The 14,936-nt window shown below is 67.4% G+C and carries 12 protein-coding genes; 10 read left to right on the plus strand and 2 right to left on the minus strand.

Translation table 11 applies throughout. The annotated features are described in order from the left end of the window. Positions 1 to 158 precede the first annotated feature (158 nt). Complete coding sequence (gene speB / locus WT97_RS10975) at positions 159 to 1,121, minus strand: agmatinase (protein WP_060353423.1); 963 nt, start codon at positions 1,119 to 1,121, stop codon at positions 159 to 161. A gap of 360 nt (positions 1,122 to 1,481) precedes the next feature. Here speB and WT97_RS10980 point away from each other — a divergent pair, with 360 nt between their 5' ends. From WT97_RS10980 to WT97_RS11000, 5 genes are all read left to right on the plus strand, one after another. Further along, positions 1,482 to 2,153 (plus strand): lysoplasmalogenase, encoded by a 672-nt coding sequence (locus WT97_RS10980; RefSeq protein ID WP_060353475.1) that lies wholly within the window; start codon positions 1,482 to 1,484, stop codon positions 2,151 to 2,153. A 246-nt stretch (positions 2,154 to 2,399) separates the two neighbouring features. Then, on the plus strand, positions 2,400 to 3,983 hold the full coding sequence (locus tag WT97_RS10985) for an NAD(P)/FAD-dependent oxidoreductase (protein ID WP_060353424.1): 1,584 nt from the start codon (positions 2,400 to 2,402) through the stop codon (positions 3,981 to 3,983). Between the two features lie 21 nt (positions 3,984 to 4,004). After that, positions 4,005 to 4,931 carry an SDR family oxidoreductase gene (locus WT97_RS10990; RefSeq protein ID WP_059500257.1) on the plus strand — a complete coding sequence of 309 codons (927 nt, stop codon included), beginning with the start codon at positions 4,005 to 4,007 and terminating at the stop codon, positions 4,929 to 4,931. After that, positions 4,928 to 5,833 (plus strand): metal-dependent hydrolase, encoded by a 906-nt coding sequence (locus tag WT97_RS10995; protein WP_059500256.1) that lies wholly within the window; start codon positions 4,928 to 4,930, stop codon positions 5,831 to 5,833. Before WT97_RS10990 ends, WT97_RS10995 begins: the two co-directional genes overlap by 4 nt. Positions 5,834 to 5,837: 4 nt before the next feature. Further along, the gene (locus tag WT97_RS11000) at positions 5,838 to 6,752 is read left to right on the plus strand and encodes an alpha/beta fold hydrolase (RefSeq protein ID WP_059500255.1); all 915 of its coding nucleotides are present in this window, start codon (positions 5,838 to 5,840) and stop codon (positions 6,750 to 6,752) included. Here WT97_RS11000 and WT97_RS11005 read toward each other — a convergent pair. Next, positions 6,704 to 7,267: a putative glycolipid-binding domain-containing protein gene (locus WT97_RS11005; RefSeq protein WP_060353425.1), complete on the minus strand. Its 564-nt coding sequence runs from the start codon at positions 7,265 to 7,267 to the stop codon at positions 6,704 to 6,706. The two genes, WT97_RS11000 and WT97_RS11005, sit on opposite strands and share 49 nt — an antisense overlap. Before the next feature lie 123 nt (positions 7,268 to 7,390). Here WT97_RS11005 and WT97_RS11010 point away from each other — a divergent pair, with 123 nt between their 5' ends. The 5 genes from WT97_RS11010 to WT97_RS11030 all read left to right on the plus strand — a co-directional run bounded on the left by WT97_RS11010 (position 7,391) and on the right by WT97_RS11030 (position 14,931). Further along, entirely contained in the window at positions 7,391 to 8,281 is an 891-nt protein-coding gene (locus WT97_RS11010; RefSeq protein ID WP_060353426.1) for an urea transporter, read from the plus strand. Continuing rightward, on the plus strand, positions 8,259 to 9,032 hold the full coding sequence (locus WT97_RS11015; protein WP_060353427.1) for a class II aldolase/adducin family protein: 774 nt from the start codon (positions 8,259 to 8,261) through the stop codon (positions 9,030 to 9,032). Before WT97_RS11010 ends, WT97_RS11015 begins: the two co-directional genes overlap by 23 nt. Positions 9,033 to 9,097: 65 nt before the next feature. Further along, positions 9,098 to 9,286 carry a 4-oxalocrotonate tautomerase gene (locus WT97_RS11020; RefSeq protein ID WP_059500251.1) on the plus strand — a complete coding sequence of 63 codons (189 nt, stop codon included), beginning with the start codon at positions 9,098 to 9,100 and terminating at the stop codon, positions 9,284 to 9,286. Between the two features lie 430 nt (positions 9,287 to 9,716). After that, positions 9,717 to 9,938 (plus strand): hypothetical protein, encoded by a 222-nt coding sequence (locus WT97_RS11025; protein ID WP_059500250.1) that lies wholly within the window; start codon positions 9,717 to 9,719, stop codon positions 9,936 to 9,938. Positions 9,939 to 10,089: 151 nt separating this feature from the next. Further along, positions 10,090 to 14,931, plus strand: coding sequence for an NAD-glutamate dehydrogenase (locus tag WT97_RS11030; protein ID WP_059500249.1), 4,842 nt, complete (start codon positions 10,090 to 10,092; stop codon positions 14,929 to 14,931). Positions 14,932 to 14,936: the final 5 nt, after the last annotated feature.

Genomic DNA, 14,936 nt, shown 5'->3' on the forward strand with positions numbered 1-14,936 from the left:
TTCGAACCTCCGGATCGTCCCTCCGACGTCGTCGTCAAGCTGCGTCCTCTGCGCGCGGACGTCGACGACGTACTCGCGACATCAGTGCAGACGACCATCAAAAAACCGGCGGGCAATCTGCCCGCCGGCCTGCTGCATCACCCGTCCGTTCACCGACTTCACCGCCCCGCCACCTTCTTCTGCCGCCACAGACACAGCAGATCGCAAGCCACGTGCGCGGCCGCGATCGCCGTGATGTCCGCGTGATCGTACGCAGGCGCCACCTCCACCACATCCGCCCCGACCAGATTCACCGCCCCGAGCCCCCGCACGATCGCCAGCGCCTGCGCCGACGACAATCCGCCCGCGACCGGCGTCCCCGTTCCCGGCGCGAAGGCGGGATCGAGGCAATCGATATCGAACGTCAGATACGCAGGCCGCGCGCCGACGATCTCGACGACCCGCTCGACCGCCGCCCGCGCACCATGGTCATGCACCCACGCGGCATCGAGCCGCTCGATCCCGAGAAAGTCGTCGTTCCACGTGCGGATACCGACCTGCACCGACGTCGCGGGATCGATGAGCCCTTCCTTCACCGCCTTGTAGAACATCGTCCCGTGATTGAGGCTGTCCGGATCGTCATCGGCCCACGTATCGCAGTGCGCGTCGAAATGGATCAGCGACAGCGGCTTGCCGTAGCGCTCCGCGTGCGCGACCAGCAGCGGATACGTGATGTAGTGGTCGCCGCCGAGCGTCAGCATCTTCGCGCCCGAATGCAGGATCGTGCGCGCATGCTCGACGATCGCGGGCTTGATCGACAGCGGGTTGTGCGCGTCGAACCAGCAGTCGCCATAATCGACGGCCGCGAGGTCGTCGAACGGATCGAAGCCCCACGGATACGGATGGAGCTCCGCGAGCTGCACGCTCGCCGCACGGACCGCGGCCGGCCCGAGCCGCGCACCGGAACGATAGGTCGTCGCGAGATCGAGCGGCACGCCGGAAATCGCGACGTCGATACCGTCGAGCGTGCGCGAGTAATTGCGGCGCATGAACGACAGCACGCCCGCATAGGTGTTTTCGATCGAGGAGCCGTACGGCGTCGTGCGACGGATCGCGCCGTCGCCGTGAAGAAGATCGGTCATGGTCGAGTTCGGGTTCGTGGTGGCCGGGCCGCCCCGCTTCGAGCGAGCGCTCGGGCCGGGCACGGCGTGGATACGTCATGCCTGCACCGGCTCGCGCATCCAGTCGCGAGGCGAGGCGGGACATCGACAGCGACAACGGCAATACCGCGGCGATCATAGCAAGCCGATCCGCCGCCGTTGCCCCGGTTCAGCCGGGGCAACGCGCGGAAAAATCCGCTGGCGGCGTCGCGGCCCGTCGCCGTCGTTTCCTAGAAGGATTCGCCGGTTTTCGCGCCCCCGTTCTTCCGGATAATGGCCGGCAGCCGCGCCATCGACCGCGCGCCGTCCGCCGCGGACGACAACGAACCGGAGACCCCCGCCTTGATCGCCACGCTTCCCGCCGCCTACCGCCGGCTCTGGCCGCTCGCCATCGCCGCGGCGCTGCTGTACGGGCTGTCGCTCGCCGCCGCGCCCTATCCGGGCCAGGCCGCCGCGAAAGCCGCGATGGGCATCCTGCTGCTCGCGGCGGGCAGCACCTGCGGCGCACCGCGCGAACGAACGTGGCTGTGCGCGGCGCTCGCGACCGCCGTGCTCGGCGACGTGCTGCTCGCGCTGCCCGACTGGCCGCTGTCGTTCGTCCTCGGCCTCGGCGCGTTCCTGCTCACGCATCTGTGTTATTGCGCGATCTTCTTCCGGTGGCGCGCGCGGCCGCACGGCTGGCGCATCGTTGCACTCGTCGGACTGTGGATCGCCGCGCCGGCGTTTTACGTGGCGTTCCTCCCGCATCTCGGCGAGCTGCTGGCACCGGTCGCCGTCTACATGCTCGTGCTGTGCTCGATGGCAAGCTTCGCGCTCGCCGCCCGCACGCACGGCCCGCTGGTCGCAATCGGCAGCCTGGTCTTCGTCGGCTCCGACACGCTGATCGGCGTCGGTCGGTTCCTCGGCGGTTTTCCGGGTATCGACTATTTCATCTGGGGCCTCTATGCGCTCGCGCAGGTCACGATCGTGGCCGGGGTTTTCCATGAGACGGCCAACCGGTCGATCCGTCCCTGATACCGTTTCAAACAGGCCGCCGCGTGCCGGCGGCCCCGCTTCTTCCGTGTCTCGCCCTGTCGACGGCCTTTTCCGCTCATCCCGCATCGCGGAAACCGGACCGTTCCAAACCCCGCTCAGCCTTTTCCCGCCTGGTTTTCGGCCCTTAGAGCGCCGCTTCTAGCCTCTTGCGGTTTCCGGGTTCACGCACTATCGTTACATCAACCAATGTAACATTAAAAAATGAGCCAAATCGGAGACACCCGGATGAATGCTCGCACGTTGCCTTTCGGTCCACCCGGCCATGACGGCCTGGACGAAACCATCGACATCGCCATCATCGGCACCGGCTTTGCCGGCCTCGGGATGGCGATCCGCCTGAAACAAACGGGCGTGACCGACTTCGTCGTCCTCGAGAAAGCCGCGTCGGTCGGCGGCACATGGCGCGACAATCATTACCCCGGGTGTGCATGCGACGTGCAATCGCACGTCTATTCGTTCTCGTTCGCGCCGAACCCGCGCTGGACGCGCATGTTCGCGCCGCAGCCGGAGATCCGCGCGTATCTGGAAGACTGCGTGCAGCGCTTCGGCGTCGGCCCGCACCTGCGGATGAATCACGAACTGCAGCGCGCCGAATACGACGAAGCCGCGCAACGCTGGCGCCTCACGTTCGCGAACGGCAAGCGACTATCCGCGCGCGTGCTGGTGTCGGGAATGGGCGGCCTGTCGCGCGCCGCGCTGCCGGCGATTCCCGGCGTCGAAACCTTCCAGGGCCGCGCATTCCATTCGCAGCAGTGGGATCACGATTACGCGCTCGAAGGCAAACGCGTCGCGGTGATCGGCACCGGCGCGAGTGCGATCCAGTTCGTGCCGCAGATCGCGCCGCGCGTGAAGTCGCTCACGCTGTTCCAGCGCACGCCGCCGTGGATCATGCCGAAGCCCGACCGCAACCTGACCGGCTTCGAGAAATGGCTGTTCCGCACGCTGCCGTTCACGCAGAAGGTCGTGCGCAGCGGCATCTACTGGATGCTCGAATCGCGCGTGCTCGGCTTCGCGATCCATCCGTCGCTGATGAAAAACGTGCAGAAGCTCGCGCTGCGCCACATCCGCAAACAGATTCCCGACCCGGCGCTGCGCAAGACGGTCACGCCGAACTACACGCTCGGCTGCAAGCGCGTGCTGATCTCGAACGACTACTACCCGGCGCTGTCGCGCAAGAACGTCGACGTGATCACGACCGGCATCGATCGCATCGAAGCCGACGCGGTCGTGACGACCGACGGCAAGCGTCATGAAGTCGATTGCCTGATCTACGGCACCGGCTTCCAGGTGGCCGACCCGTATCCGCGCGGGGCGATCATCGGCCGCGGCGGCCTCGACATCGTCGACGCGTGGCGCGACGGCGCGCATGCGTATCTCGGCACGACGCTGCCGGGCTATCCGAACTTCTTCATGATCGTCGGCCCGAACACGGGCCTCGGCCACAACTCGATGGTGTTCATGATCGAATCGCAGATCGAGTACATCCTCGGCGCGCTGCAGGCGATGCACCGCGAACGCGCGGATGCGATCGAGGTGCGCCCGCTCGTCGAGGCGCAGTTCAACCGCGACCTGCAGGGCAAGCTGAAAAAGGCGATCTGGTCGACGGGCGGCTGCAAGAGCTGGTACCTCGACCCGCGCACCGGCAAGAACACGACGCTGTGGCCGGGCTTCACGTGGCGCTTCCGCCAGGCGACCGCGCACTTCTCGATCGCCGATTACCACACGTATCGCGCGCCGCAGCACGACACGACCGCGCGGCCCGTCGCCGCGCCGGCCGCTTCCGCTTCCACGTCCGCCGAAGCGGCCTGAGCCAGACAAGGAGCCATCGACATGAAAGATTTTGCCAACAAGGTCGCCGCGATCACGGGCGCCGGCTCGGGCATGGGTCGCGCGCTCGCGATCCAGCTCGCGCAGGCCGGCTGCCACGTGTCGCTCGCCGACAAGAACGGCGTCGGCCTCGCCGAGACCGAACGGATCGTCCGTGCGATCGCACCGAACGTGCGCGTGTCGACACGCGTGCTCGACGTCGGCGATCGCGACGCGATGTTCGCGTGGGCCGACGACACCGCGAAGGAGCACGGCAAGGTCAACCTGATCTTCAACAATGCGGGCGTCGCGCTGTCGAGCACGATCGAAGGCATGGAATACGGCGATCTCGAGTGGATCGTGAACATCAACTTCTGGGGCGTCGTGCACGGCACGAAGGCGTTCCTGCCGCACCTGAAGGCATCGGGCGACGGCCACGTGATCAACACGTCGAGCATCTTCGGGATCTTCGCGCAGCCGGGCATGAGCGGCTACAACGCGACCAAGTTCGCGGTGCGCGGCTTCACCGAATCGCTGCGCCAGGAGCTCGACATGATGAAGTGCGGCGTGTCGGCCACCTGCGTGCATCCGGGCGGCATCCGCACGAACATCGCGCAGTCGAGCCGCGTCGCGAAGAACATGGTCGGCTTCATCGTCGAGAGCGAACAGCAAGGCAAGGACAGCTTCGAGAAGTTCTTCATCACGACCGCCGACGAAGCTGCGCGCACGATCCTCGCCGGCGTGCGCAAGAACAAGCGCCGCGTGCTGATCGGCCGCGACGCGAAGGGCGCCGACTGGATGGCACGCATCCTGCCGGCCGCCTACCAGGCGCTCGTCGTGCTCGCGACGCGCCGCGAGGCCGCGAAGGCCCGGCGCCATGCCGCGCGCGGCACGCCGGCGCCGGTGCACGCCACCTACAACAATGCAGGCAACCAGGGAGAACAATCATGACGACACCGAACATGATGCCCGTGCGGCGCGACATCCGTTTCGCGCTGCCGCCCGAACGCGCGAAGGACTGGCATGTGCAGGGCGTGCCGGTCACGCACTTCATGAACGCACTGTCGCTGCTGTTCCCGGCCGGCGAACGCTTCTTCATGGATTCGGTGCGCCACTACCGCGACCGGATCGAGGATCCCGAGCTGAAGAAGCAGGTGCTCGGCTTCATCGGCCAGGAAGCGATGCACACGCGCGAGCACATCGAGTACAACGACCTGCTGCAGGCGTCCGGCCTGCCCGCGCACAAGCTCGACAAGCGCCTGTGGACGATCCTCGGCTGGTTCAAGAAGGTGCTGCCGCACTCGATGCAGCTGGCGATCACGATCGCGCTCGAGCACTACACGGCGATCCTCGCGAACCAGTTGCTGTCGGGCCACGAGCACCGGATCGACGGCTCGGTCGAAGGCTACCGGCAGATGTGGATGTGGCACGCGATGGAGGAAACCGAGCACAAGGCGGTGTCCTACGACGTGTGGCGCACCGTGATGAAGCCGGGCCTCGGCAGCTACCTGCTGCGCACCGGCACGATGCTGACGACGACCGTGTTCTTCTGGGCCATCGTGTTCGACTTCCACGTGCGGCTGATGCGCGCCCACCGTCGCGAACACGGCAAGTTCGGCGGCATGTGGCGCCTCGTGAAGTATCTGTACAGCCCGAAGAACGGCGTGTTCCCGAGCATCGCGCGCGAATGGCTCGACTACTTCCGCCCGGGCTTCCACCCGTGGGATCACGATAACCATCAGTACTTGCAGGAGCTCGACGCGCTGCTCGAGAACATCGACGCGACCAACGCGCGCTATGCGGCGCAAGCCGCCCCGCGCCGCGTGCCGCTGCATTCGGTGGCGCAGGCATGACGCCATGGCGCGCGCTCCCGAGATGCTGACCGTCCAGTCGGGCGACGTGAAACTCGCCGTCTACGCAAGCGGCTCGCGTCGCGCGCCGCCGCTGATCCTCGTGCACGGCTATCCCGACTCGGCGGCCGTGTGGGCGCCGATCCGCGCGCGGCTCGCGAAACGCTACCGCGTGATCGCATACGACGTGCGCGGCGCCGGTGCATCGGATGCGCCGCGCCGCCGTGCCGACTACACGCTCGAACGGCTCGCCGGCGACCTGAAGGCGGTGGCCGATGCGACCTGCGGCGGCCGGCCGTTCCACCTGGTCGGCCACGACTGGGGCTCGATCCAGTGCTGGGAAGCCGTGACCGATCCGGCGTTCCGCGGCCGCATCGCGTCGTACACGTCGATCTCCGGTCCGTGCCTCGATCACGTGTTCCGCGCGAAGATGCGCGTCAAGCAGAGCCTGAAGTCGTGGTACATCGCGTTCTTCCACCTGCCGCTCGTGCCGTCGCTGGTGTGGCGGCTCGGCGGTGCCGCGCTGTGGCCGCGCTGGCTCCAGCTCACCGAACGCGTGCGCGCCGAGCGCGATCCCGCGCAACTGAAGAACGCGCTGAACGGGATGCAGATGTACCGCGCGAATTTCCTCGCACGAGCCCGCAGGCCGCGCGAACGGTACGCGCAGGCGCCGGTGCAGATCCTGGTTCCAGTGCGCGACCGCTACGTGACGCCCGAGATGTCGGTCGACCTCGATCGCTGGCTCGGCGACCACGTGCGCGAGGAAATCGACGGCACGCACTGGATCGTGCTGCGTCACCCGGACATGATCGCGTCGCGGATCGACCGCTTCGCATCCGCGCAGGAGCGGCCGGCGGCGACGCACGCCGCGGTTCAGCGTGCCGTCGGCGGCGCCGGCAGGCGTCTGAACAGCGTCTCGTAATCGACGACGAGCCCGTCGTCGTCGATGTCCATTTCCGCGGTGAAATTCCGGAAGATCCCTTCGTAGCGATAGCGACGACCCGGTTCGATGCACGCATAAGCCTGCTTGACCGGCGTGACCGTCAGGTCCGGCGTCGAGATGTACGCGACGTCGATCGGCCGTCGCTCGCCGCGCGCGAGCCCGAGACGGCCGATCGGCAGCGAATTCGTGAACGGCGTCGCCGCGATGTCGATGTCGATGCAACCCTCCAGTTCCGGCAGTGCACGGCCTGAACCGTCGCGCCAATGCCCGGCCCCGTCGCCGTGCAATTCGAGCGTGCCGCCGCCCATTACCTTGAGCACTGCGTAAGTCACGCGCCATTGCGCATCGCACTCGACGCGATACGCAAGCCCATACGCACGACCGTACCGCTGGCCGACCACCGCGCTTTCGACGACGAGCGCGCCGCCGTTCCGGTCGAACGTCAGATGTTCGACCCCGTCGCCTTCGAGCGACGCCCACCGCACTTCACGCATCGTTCCGCCTCCCGGTTTCCCATTGCAGGGCATCGTCGCACAAATCCCGACTATCCAGAATTCCCTATTCCGGTGCATGGGATTGTGTCCTATGCTCGCGGCTCATCCTGTTCCGCCGTCATCATGCCTACCGCCCGCCCTGCCTCGCCGCCGATCGACCTGCGCATTCTGCTGCGCGGCATCGGGCAGGTCGTGCTGCAGGCGAACGCGCTCACCGGCACGCTGCTGCTCGCCGCGCTCGCGCTGACCGACCTGCGGCTCGCGTGCGCGGCGCTGGTCGGCACGGCCGCCGCCAGCATGACGGCCGTGCTGACGGGCGCCGAGCGCCGCGACGTCGAACAGGGGCTGCACGGCTTCAACGGCGCGCTGGCCGCGCTGATCGCCGTGCTGTTCGCGCCCCATCAACTCGCCGCCGTCGCGCTGGCGCCGCTGGTGGCGATCGGCGCGGCGCTCGTGCAACGCGCGATGCGGGGATCGCTCGCCCGCTGGCGCCAATGCCCGTATTCGAGCCCGTGCCTGGCCGTCACCGCGCTGTGGTTCCCGTTTATCGCACTGCAACAGGCGGACGGCGTAACCGCCGGCCCGCTGCTGACGCCGGCTTGCGCCACCGACGCGCTGCTGTCCGGTATCGCCCAGACCACCTTCGCGCAGGGCGCATGGGCCGGCGCGCTGGTCGTCGCCGGCCTCGCCGTCGCATCCCGCCGCGCCGCCGCGTTCGCGGTTGGCGGCGCGGTCGTCTCGACCGTGCTGCTGGTCGCACTCGGCGCAAGCGGCACGTCGTTCGCCGGCGGCCTGCTCGGCTTCAACGGCGCGCTCGCCGCCCTTGCGCTGATGTCGCGCGGGCCGCGTGCGGCGTTCGCGGCCGCCGCACTCGCCGCGCTGATTCAATGGCTCGCGATGCGCGCGGGCATCCCGGTGTTCACGGCCCCGTTCGCGCTCGCGTCGTGGGCAACCGTAGCCGTCGCGCGCCGCCTCACCCTCGGAGAACCCGATGTCGTTCGCACACCGTCCTGATGCCGTGAAGCCCGGCGGCCCGATCTCGGACGCCGAGCGCCGATTGCGCGTCGACCTCGCCGCCGCATACCGGCTCGTCGCACTGAACGGCTGGGACGACCTGATCTACACGCATCTGTCCGCGACCGTGCCCGGCGAGCCCGGCCACTTCCTGATCAACCCGTTCGGCCTCACGTTCGACGAGGTTCGCGCATCGAACCTCGTGAAGATCGATCTGGCCGGCCAGCGGATCGGCGACGGCGAGCACGCCGTCAACGTGACCGGCTTCGCGCTGCATGCGGCCGTGCACGCCGCGCGCGCCGACGCCGTTTGCGTGATACACCTGCACAATACGGCCGGCATCGCCGTGTCGATCCAGCGCGACGGGCTGCTGCCGGCGTCGCAGCACGCGTTACGCTTTCATGGCGATCTCGCGTACCACGACTACGAAGCGCTCGCGTTCTCGCCGGCCGAAGGCATGCGGCTGACCGCGAGTCTCGGCGCGAAATCCGCGATGCTGCTGCGCAACCACGGCACGCTGACGGTCGGCCGCACCGTCGCCGAAGCCTATGTGCTGATGGATACGCTGATCAAGGCGTGCGACATCCAGGTGCGCGCGCAGGCCGGCGGCGGGCCGCTCGTGCTGCCGGAGCCGGCCGTCGCCGAGCGCACCGCCGAACAACTGCGCGACGGCGGCGCGATCGAAGGCGAACTGGAATGGCCGGCGCTGCTGCGCCGGCTCGACCGGATCGATCCGTCGTATCGCGACTGACGCCGCCTCCACACCCGACCGAATCGTTCGTCGTCAATCGTTCAATCCCAACCGGAGCATCTGTCATGCCGACTTTCAATATCCAGCTCTTCGAAGGCCGCACCGTCGAGCAAAAGCGCGCATTCGTCGAAGCAATCACGCGCGTCACGTGCGAAACGCTCGGCTGCACGCCGGGCTCGGTCGATATCATCCTGACCGACGTGAAGAAGGAGAACTGGGCGACGGCCGGGAAGCTGTGGAGTGACGAGCGCTGAAAGCGCCTCGCACCAAAACGGCGCGCTTCCGAAACACGGGAGCGCGTCGTCATCGTCCGATCGCGACGCGGTTCCGATCCGACCGCCCCTCAATCGACATCCCGCAGCATCTTCAAATATCCGATCGCATCGGCTATCTCGAAATATCGCCGTTGACAACGATTCTCGCTACCACTAACTTTCGGGAACATCGCGGCGTCCAGCGAGCATTCCGATCCCACTGCGAAGTGAATCAAAGGCTTTTCTCAGATTTTTGTGAAAATACCTTCGCATAACGAATCATTGCTTCTGCCTTGGCACGCGAAACAGCGTCGTTGTTTTCGTCGGCAACCCGACCATCGGCAACGCACTTGGGCCCCTACCGCAGCCCCGAATGCGGAGAGAAATATGCGAGCAAATACTCGCCAATGACCGTACCGACAGGCAATACATGATCTCGGACCAACACGTCGCACGTGCGCTGAACGATCTGATCCTGCAAATGGGCGCCGATCTGGACCGCTCCTTGCTAACAGTGAAAGCGTCGTGTCCCGACGCCGAGTTCGTGATCTATCGCAAATTCGTTTCGTCGCTGTTGACCACGATGCTGGTCGACTTCATGAGCCCGCTCCATGCACGGCACCCCGACCTGAAGCCTCCCGAACTCTCGTGATCCCGGCCCGCGCTGCCCGTCACGGGCGGTGCGGGCGGCTTTCGCGGCGCGGGCCCCTCGCCCATTGTGCGCCCGCACATCGCTTTGTCACGCAATCGGCGCATAATGCCGGACAGACGCAGCAGCCAATGGCCACCCGACGGAGACCGCCATGGAAGCGAAGAACGAGGAAGTCGTCGCACACCTGCTCTCCGACGTCGTCGAATTCGCGCGCGCTCGGCTGCCCGAAGCCACGTTCCGGATCGTCGAACCCTTCCTGCGTCACTACTACGATTTCGTCGACGCCGACGATCTGCAGAACCGCAGCATCGCCGACCTGTACGGCGCCGCGATGGCGCACTGGCAAACCGCCCAGAAATTCGTGCCCGGCAGCGAACGCCTGCGCGTGTACAACCCGATCCTCGAACAGCACGGCTGGCATTCCGACCACACGGTGATCGAGATCGTCAACGACGACATGCCGTTCCTGGTCGACTCGGTGACGATGGCCGTCAACCGTCTCGGGCTCGCGCTGCACTCGGCGCTGCACCCGGTGTTCCGCATCTGGCGCGGTGCCGGCGGCGGCATCGAGCGGGTCGACGCGGGCGGCGCGACGTCCGCCGACGGCCAGTCGCAACTCGCGTCGTTCATCCATTTCGAAGTCGACCGCTGTGGCGACGCCGCGTTGCTCGACACGCTGCGCGAGGACATCGCGCGCGTGCTAGGCGACGTGCGCGCGTCGGTCGAGGACTGGCCGAAGATCGTCGACATCGCCCGCGCGACGATCAAGGAGATGAAGGCGCGCGAATCGACCGCGGAGGACATCGAGGCGCGCGCGTTCCTCGAATGGATGGCCGCCGATCACTTCACGTTCCTCGGTCAGCGCGACTACGCGCTCGTATCGGACGGCACGGGCTTCGGCCTGCGCGGCATCGAGGGCTCGGGCTTCGGCATCCTGCGCGAATCGCTGCGCACGTCCGATGCGCCCGACGTGACGCCGCTGCCGCAGGCCGCCGCCGACATCATCACCGGCGCGTGGCCGATCTTCCTGACCAAGGCGAATTCGCGCGCGACCGTGCACCGCCCCGGCTATCTCGACTACGTCGGCGTGAAGCTCGTCGGCGCCGACGGCAAGGTCACCGGCGAGCGCCGCTTCATCGGGCTCTACACGTCGACCGCGTACATGGTGTCGAGCGCCGAGATCCCGATCGTGCGCCGCAAATGCGCGAACATCGTGCGGCGCGCGGGCTTCTTGCCGAAGGGGCATCTCGGCAAGTCGCTGGTGACGGTGCTCGAAACCTATCCGCGCGACGAACTGTTCCAGGCCGACGAAGACCAGCTCTACGACATCGCGCTCGGCATCCTGCGCCTGCAGGAACACCAGCGCACGCGCCTGTTCGTGCGCCGCGACCGCTTCGACCGCTTCGTGTCGTGCCTCGTGTTCGTGCCGCGCGACAAGTACAACACCGACCTGCGCCGGCGCATCGCGAAGCTGCTCGTCGATGCGTACAACGGCGTGAACGTCGAATTCACGCCGCTGCTGTCGGAATCGGCGATCGCACGGATTCATTTCGTCGTGCATGCCGAACCGGGCACGATGCCCGACGTCGACACGCGCGAACTCGAAACGCGGCTCGTGCAGGTCACGCGCCGCTGGCAGGACGACCTCGCCGACGCGCTGCTCGACGCATTCGGCGAAGAGCAAGGCAACCGTCTGCTGCAGCGCTACGCGGAATCGTTCCCGGCCGGCTATCGCGACGACTATCCGGCGCGTACGGCCGTGCGCGACATCGAGCTGATCGAGCGCGTGAAGGATTCGGGCCAGCTCGCGATGAACCTGTACCGGCCGATCGAGGCCGAGCCGCGCGCGTTCCGCTTCAAGGTCTATCGCGCGGGCGACCCGATCGCGCTGTCGCGCAGCCTGCCGATGCTCGAACACCTCGGCGTGCGCGTCGACGAGGAGCGGCCGTACCGGATCCAGACGCAGGACGGCACGCATGCGTGGGTACACGATTTCGGGCTGGAGCTCGCCGACGATACCGAATTCGACATCGAGCGCGTGAAAGGCCTGTTCGAGGATGCATTCGACCGGATCTGGAGCGGCCGGATCGAGAACGACGACTTCAACCGCCTCGTGCTGCGCGCACACCTGAGCGCACGGGAAGTGACGATCCTGCGCGCATATGCGAAATACCTGCGACAGGTCGGATCGACCTTCAGCGATGCCTATATCGAACGCGCGCTGACCGGCAATCCGGCGATCGCGCGGCAACTCGTCGAGCTGTTCCTGCTGCGCTTCGACCCGCACATCGGCAACACGCGCGACGTGCAGGCCGAACGGCTGCTGAAGGCGATCGAAGGCGCGCTCGACCAGGTGCCGAATCTCGACGAAGACCGCATCCTGCGCCAGTTCCTCGGCGTGATCAACGCGACCGAGCGCACGAACTACTTCCTCGCCGACGCGAACGGCGAATCGAAGCCGTACCTGTCGTTCAAGTTCGATCCGGCGAAGGTGCCCGGGCTGCCCGAACCGAAGCCGATGTTCGAGATCTGGGTGTATTCGCCGCGTGTCGAGGGCGTGCACCTGCGCGGCGGCCGCGTCGCGCGCGGCGGCCTGCGCTGGTCCGATCGCCGCGAGGATTTCCGCACCGAGGTGCTCGGGCTGATGAAGGCGCAGATGGTGAAGAACGTCGTGATCGTGCCGGTCGGCTCGAAAGGCGGCTTCGTCGTGAAGAACCCGCCGCCGCCGAGCGATCGCGAAGCATGGATGCGCGAAGGCATCGCGTGCTACCAGACGTTCCTGCGCGGGCTGCTCGACCTGACCGACAACCTCGCCGGCAACGCGATCGTGCCGCCGCCCGACGTCGTGCGTCACGACCCCGACGATCCGTACCTGGTCGTCGCCGCCGACAAGGGCACGGCCACCTTCTCCGACTATGCGAACGCGATCTCGCACGAATACGGCTTCTGGCTCGACGACGCGTTCGCATCCGGCGGCTCGGTCGGCTACGACCACAAGAAGATGGCGATCACCGCGCGCGGCGCGTGGGAATCGGTGAAGCGGCACTTCCGCGAGATGGGCGTCGACACGCAGACCACCGACTTCACCGTAGTCGGCATCGGCGACATGTCGGGCGACGTGTTCGGCAACGGGATGCTGCTGTCGCCGCATATCCGGCTCGTCGCCGCGTTCGATCACCGGCACGTGTTCCTCGACCCGAACCCCGACCCGGCGACGAGCTTCGCGGAGCGCCAGCGCATGTTCGCGCTCGAACGCTCGAGCTGGGCCGACTACGACACGGCCGCGATTTCTCCGGGCGGCGGCGTGTATCCGCGCACCGCGAAGACGATCCCGCTGTCGCCGGCCGTGCAGGCCGTGCTCGGCATCGACGCGCACGCACTGCCGCCGACCGAGCTGATCCGCGCGATCCTCCAGGCGCCGGTCGACCTGCTGTACAACGGCGGCATCGGCACCTACGTGAAGGCGACGCGCGAAACTCATGCGCAGGTCGGCGACCGCGCGAACGACGCGGTGCGCGTGAACGGCGCGGACCTGCGCTGCAAGGTCGTCGGCGAAGGCGGCAATCTCGGCTGCACGCAGTTCGGCCGCATCGAGTTCGCGCAGCGCGGCGGCCGCATCAACACCGATGCGATCGACAACTCGGCCGGCGTCGATTGTTCGGATCACGAAGTCAACATCAAGATCCTGCTCGGGCTCGTCGTCTCCGACGGCGAGATGACCGAGAAGCAGCGCAACGCGCTGCTCGCCGAGATGACCGACGAAGTCGGGCTGCTCGTGCTGCGCGACAACTACTACCAGACGCAGGCGCTGTCGATCGCGGGCCGCCATGCGGTCGAACTGCTCGACGCCGAGGCGCGCCTGATGCGCTGGCTCGAACGCGCGGGCCGCCTGAACCGCGTGATCGAATTCCTGCCGACCGACGACGAAGTCGCCGAGCGGCAGGCCGCGAAGCTCGGCCTCACGTCGCCGGAGCGCGCGGTACTGCTCGCGTACAGCAAGATGTGGCTCTACGACGCGCTGCTCGAATCCGACGTGCCGGAGGATCCGCTGGTGGCGGCGATGCTCGTCGACTACTTCCCGAAGCCGCTGCAACAGCGCTTCAGCGAGCCGATGCGCCGCCATCCGCTGCGCCGTGAAATTCTCGCGACGCACCTGACCAACGCGCTCGTGAACCGCGTCGGCTGCGCATTCGTGCACCGGCTGATGGAGGAGACCGACGCGAAGCCCGGCGACATCGTACGCGCGTGCATCATGGCGCGCGACGTGTTCGACCTCGACGCGGTATGGCGCGACATCGACGCGCTCGACAACCGCGTCGCCGACGACGTGCAGGCGCGCATGTTCGTCGACGTCGCGCGGCTGCTGGAGCGCGCGGCGCTGTGGTTCCTGCGGCATCTGCAGTCGGGTGCGGTGGCCGACGGCGGCGTCGCCGGATTGATCGCGCGCTGCCGCGACGCGGTGCAGCGCATCGCGCCGCAACTGCCGTCGCTGCTGCCGGCCGACGATCTCGATGCGCTGTCCGAGCGGCAACGCGTGCTGGTCGACGCCGGCGTCGACGCCGCGCTCGCCGGGCGCGTCGCGAGCGGCGACATCTCGGCCGCGCTGCTCGACATCGCCGAAGTGGCGGCGACCTGCCATCGCAGCCTCGAACTGGTCGCGGGCGTCTACTTCTCGCTCGGCACGCTGCTCAACTACGGGTGGATCGGCGAACGCGCGGCCACGCTGCCGACGCCGACGCACTGGGACATGCTGGCGCGCGCGGCCGCGCTCGCGGAAGTCGCGCGGCTCAAGCGCACGCTTGCCACCAGCGCGCTGGCGGAATCGCCCGATTCGACCACGCCGGACACGATCGTCGGCGCGTGGCGCGCGCGCCGCGAGACCGCGCTCGCGCGCTACGAGCACCTGCTCGCCGATCTGCGCGCGTCGGGCGGCGCGAGCCTCGCGGTGCTGCTCGTGGTCGTGCGGGAGATGGCCGTGCTCGAACGCGCGTGAAGCTC

The sequence above is a fragment of the Burkholderia sp. MSMB1459WGS genome (assembly GCF_001534535.1).
GTDB lineage: Bacteria > Pseudomonadota > Gammaproteobacteria > Burkholderiales > Burkholderiaceae > Burkholderia.

Excerpts from the sequence above, each read along its gene's own strand:
- speB (WP_060353423.1), bottom strand. The coding sequence starts at position 1,121 with ATGACCGATCTTCTTCACGGCGACGGCGCGATCCGTCGCACGACGCCG.
- WT97_RS10985 (WP_060353424.1), top strand. The coding sequence starts at position 2,400 with ATGAATGCTCGCACGTTGCCTTTCGGTCCACCCGGCCATGACGGCCTG.
- WT97_RS10990 (WP_059500257.1), top strand. The coding sequence starts at position 4,005 with ATGAAAGATTTTGCCAACAAGGTCGCCGCGATCACGGGCGCCGGCTCG.
- WT97_RS10995 (WP_059500256.1), top strand. The coding sequence starts at position 4,928 with ATGACGACACCGAACATGATGCCCGTGCGGCGCGACATCCGTTTCGCG.
- WT97_RS11000 (WP_059500255.1), top strand. The coding sequence starts at position 5,838 with ATGGCGCGCGCTCCCGAGATGCTGACCGTCCAGTCGGGCGACGTGAAA.
- WT97_RS11005 (WP_060353425.1), bottom strand. The coding sequence starts at position 7,267 with ATGCGTGAAGTGCGGTGGGCGTCGCTCGAAGGCGACGGGGTCGAACAT.
- WT97_RS11010 (WP_060353426.1), top strand. The coding sequence starts at position 7,391 with ATGCCTACCGCCCGCCCTGCCTCGCCGCCGATCGACCTGCGCATTCTG.
- WT97_RS11015 (WP_060353427.1), top strand. The coding sequence starts at position 8,259 with ATGTCGTTCGCACACCGTCCTGATGCCGTGAAGCCCGGCGGCCCGATC.
- WT97_RS11020 (WP_059500251.1), top strand. The coding sequence starts at position 9,098 with ATGCCGACTTTCAATATCCAGCTCTTCGAAGGCCGCACCGTCGAGCAA.
- WT97_RS11025 (WP_059500250.1), top strand. The coding sequence starts at position 9,717 with ATGATCTCGGACCAACACGTCGCACGTGCGCTGAACGATCTGATCCTG.
- WT97_RS11030 (WP_059500249.1), top strand. The coding sequence starts at position 10,090 with ATGGAAGCGAAGAACGAGGAAGTCGTCGCACACCTGCTCTCCGACGTC.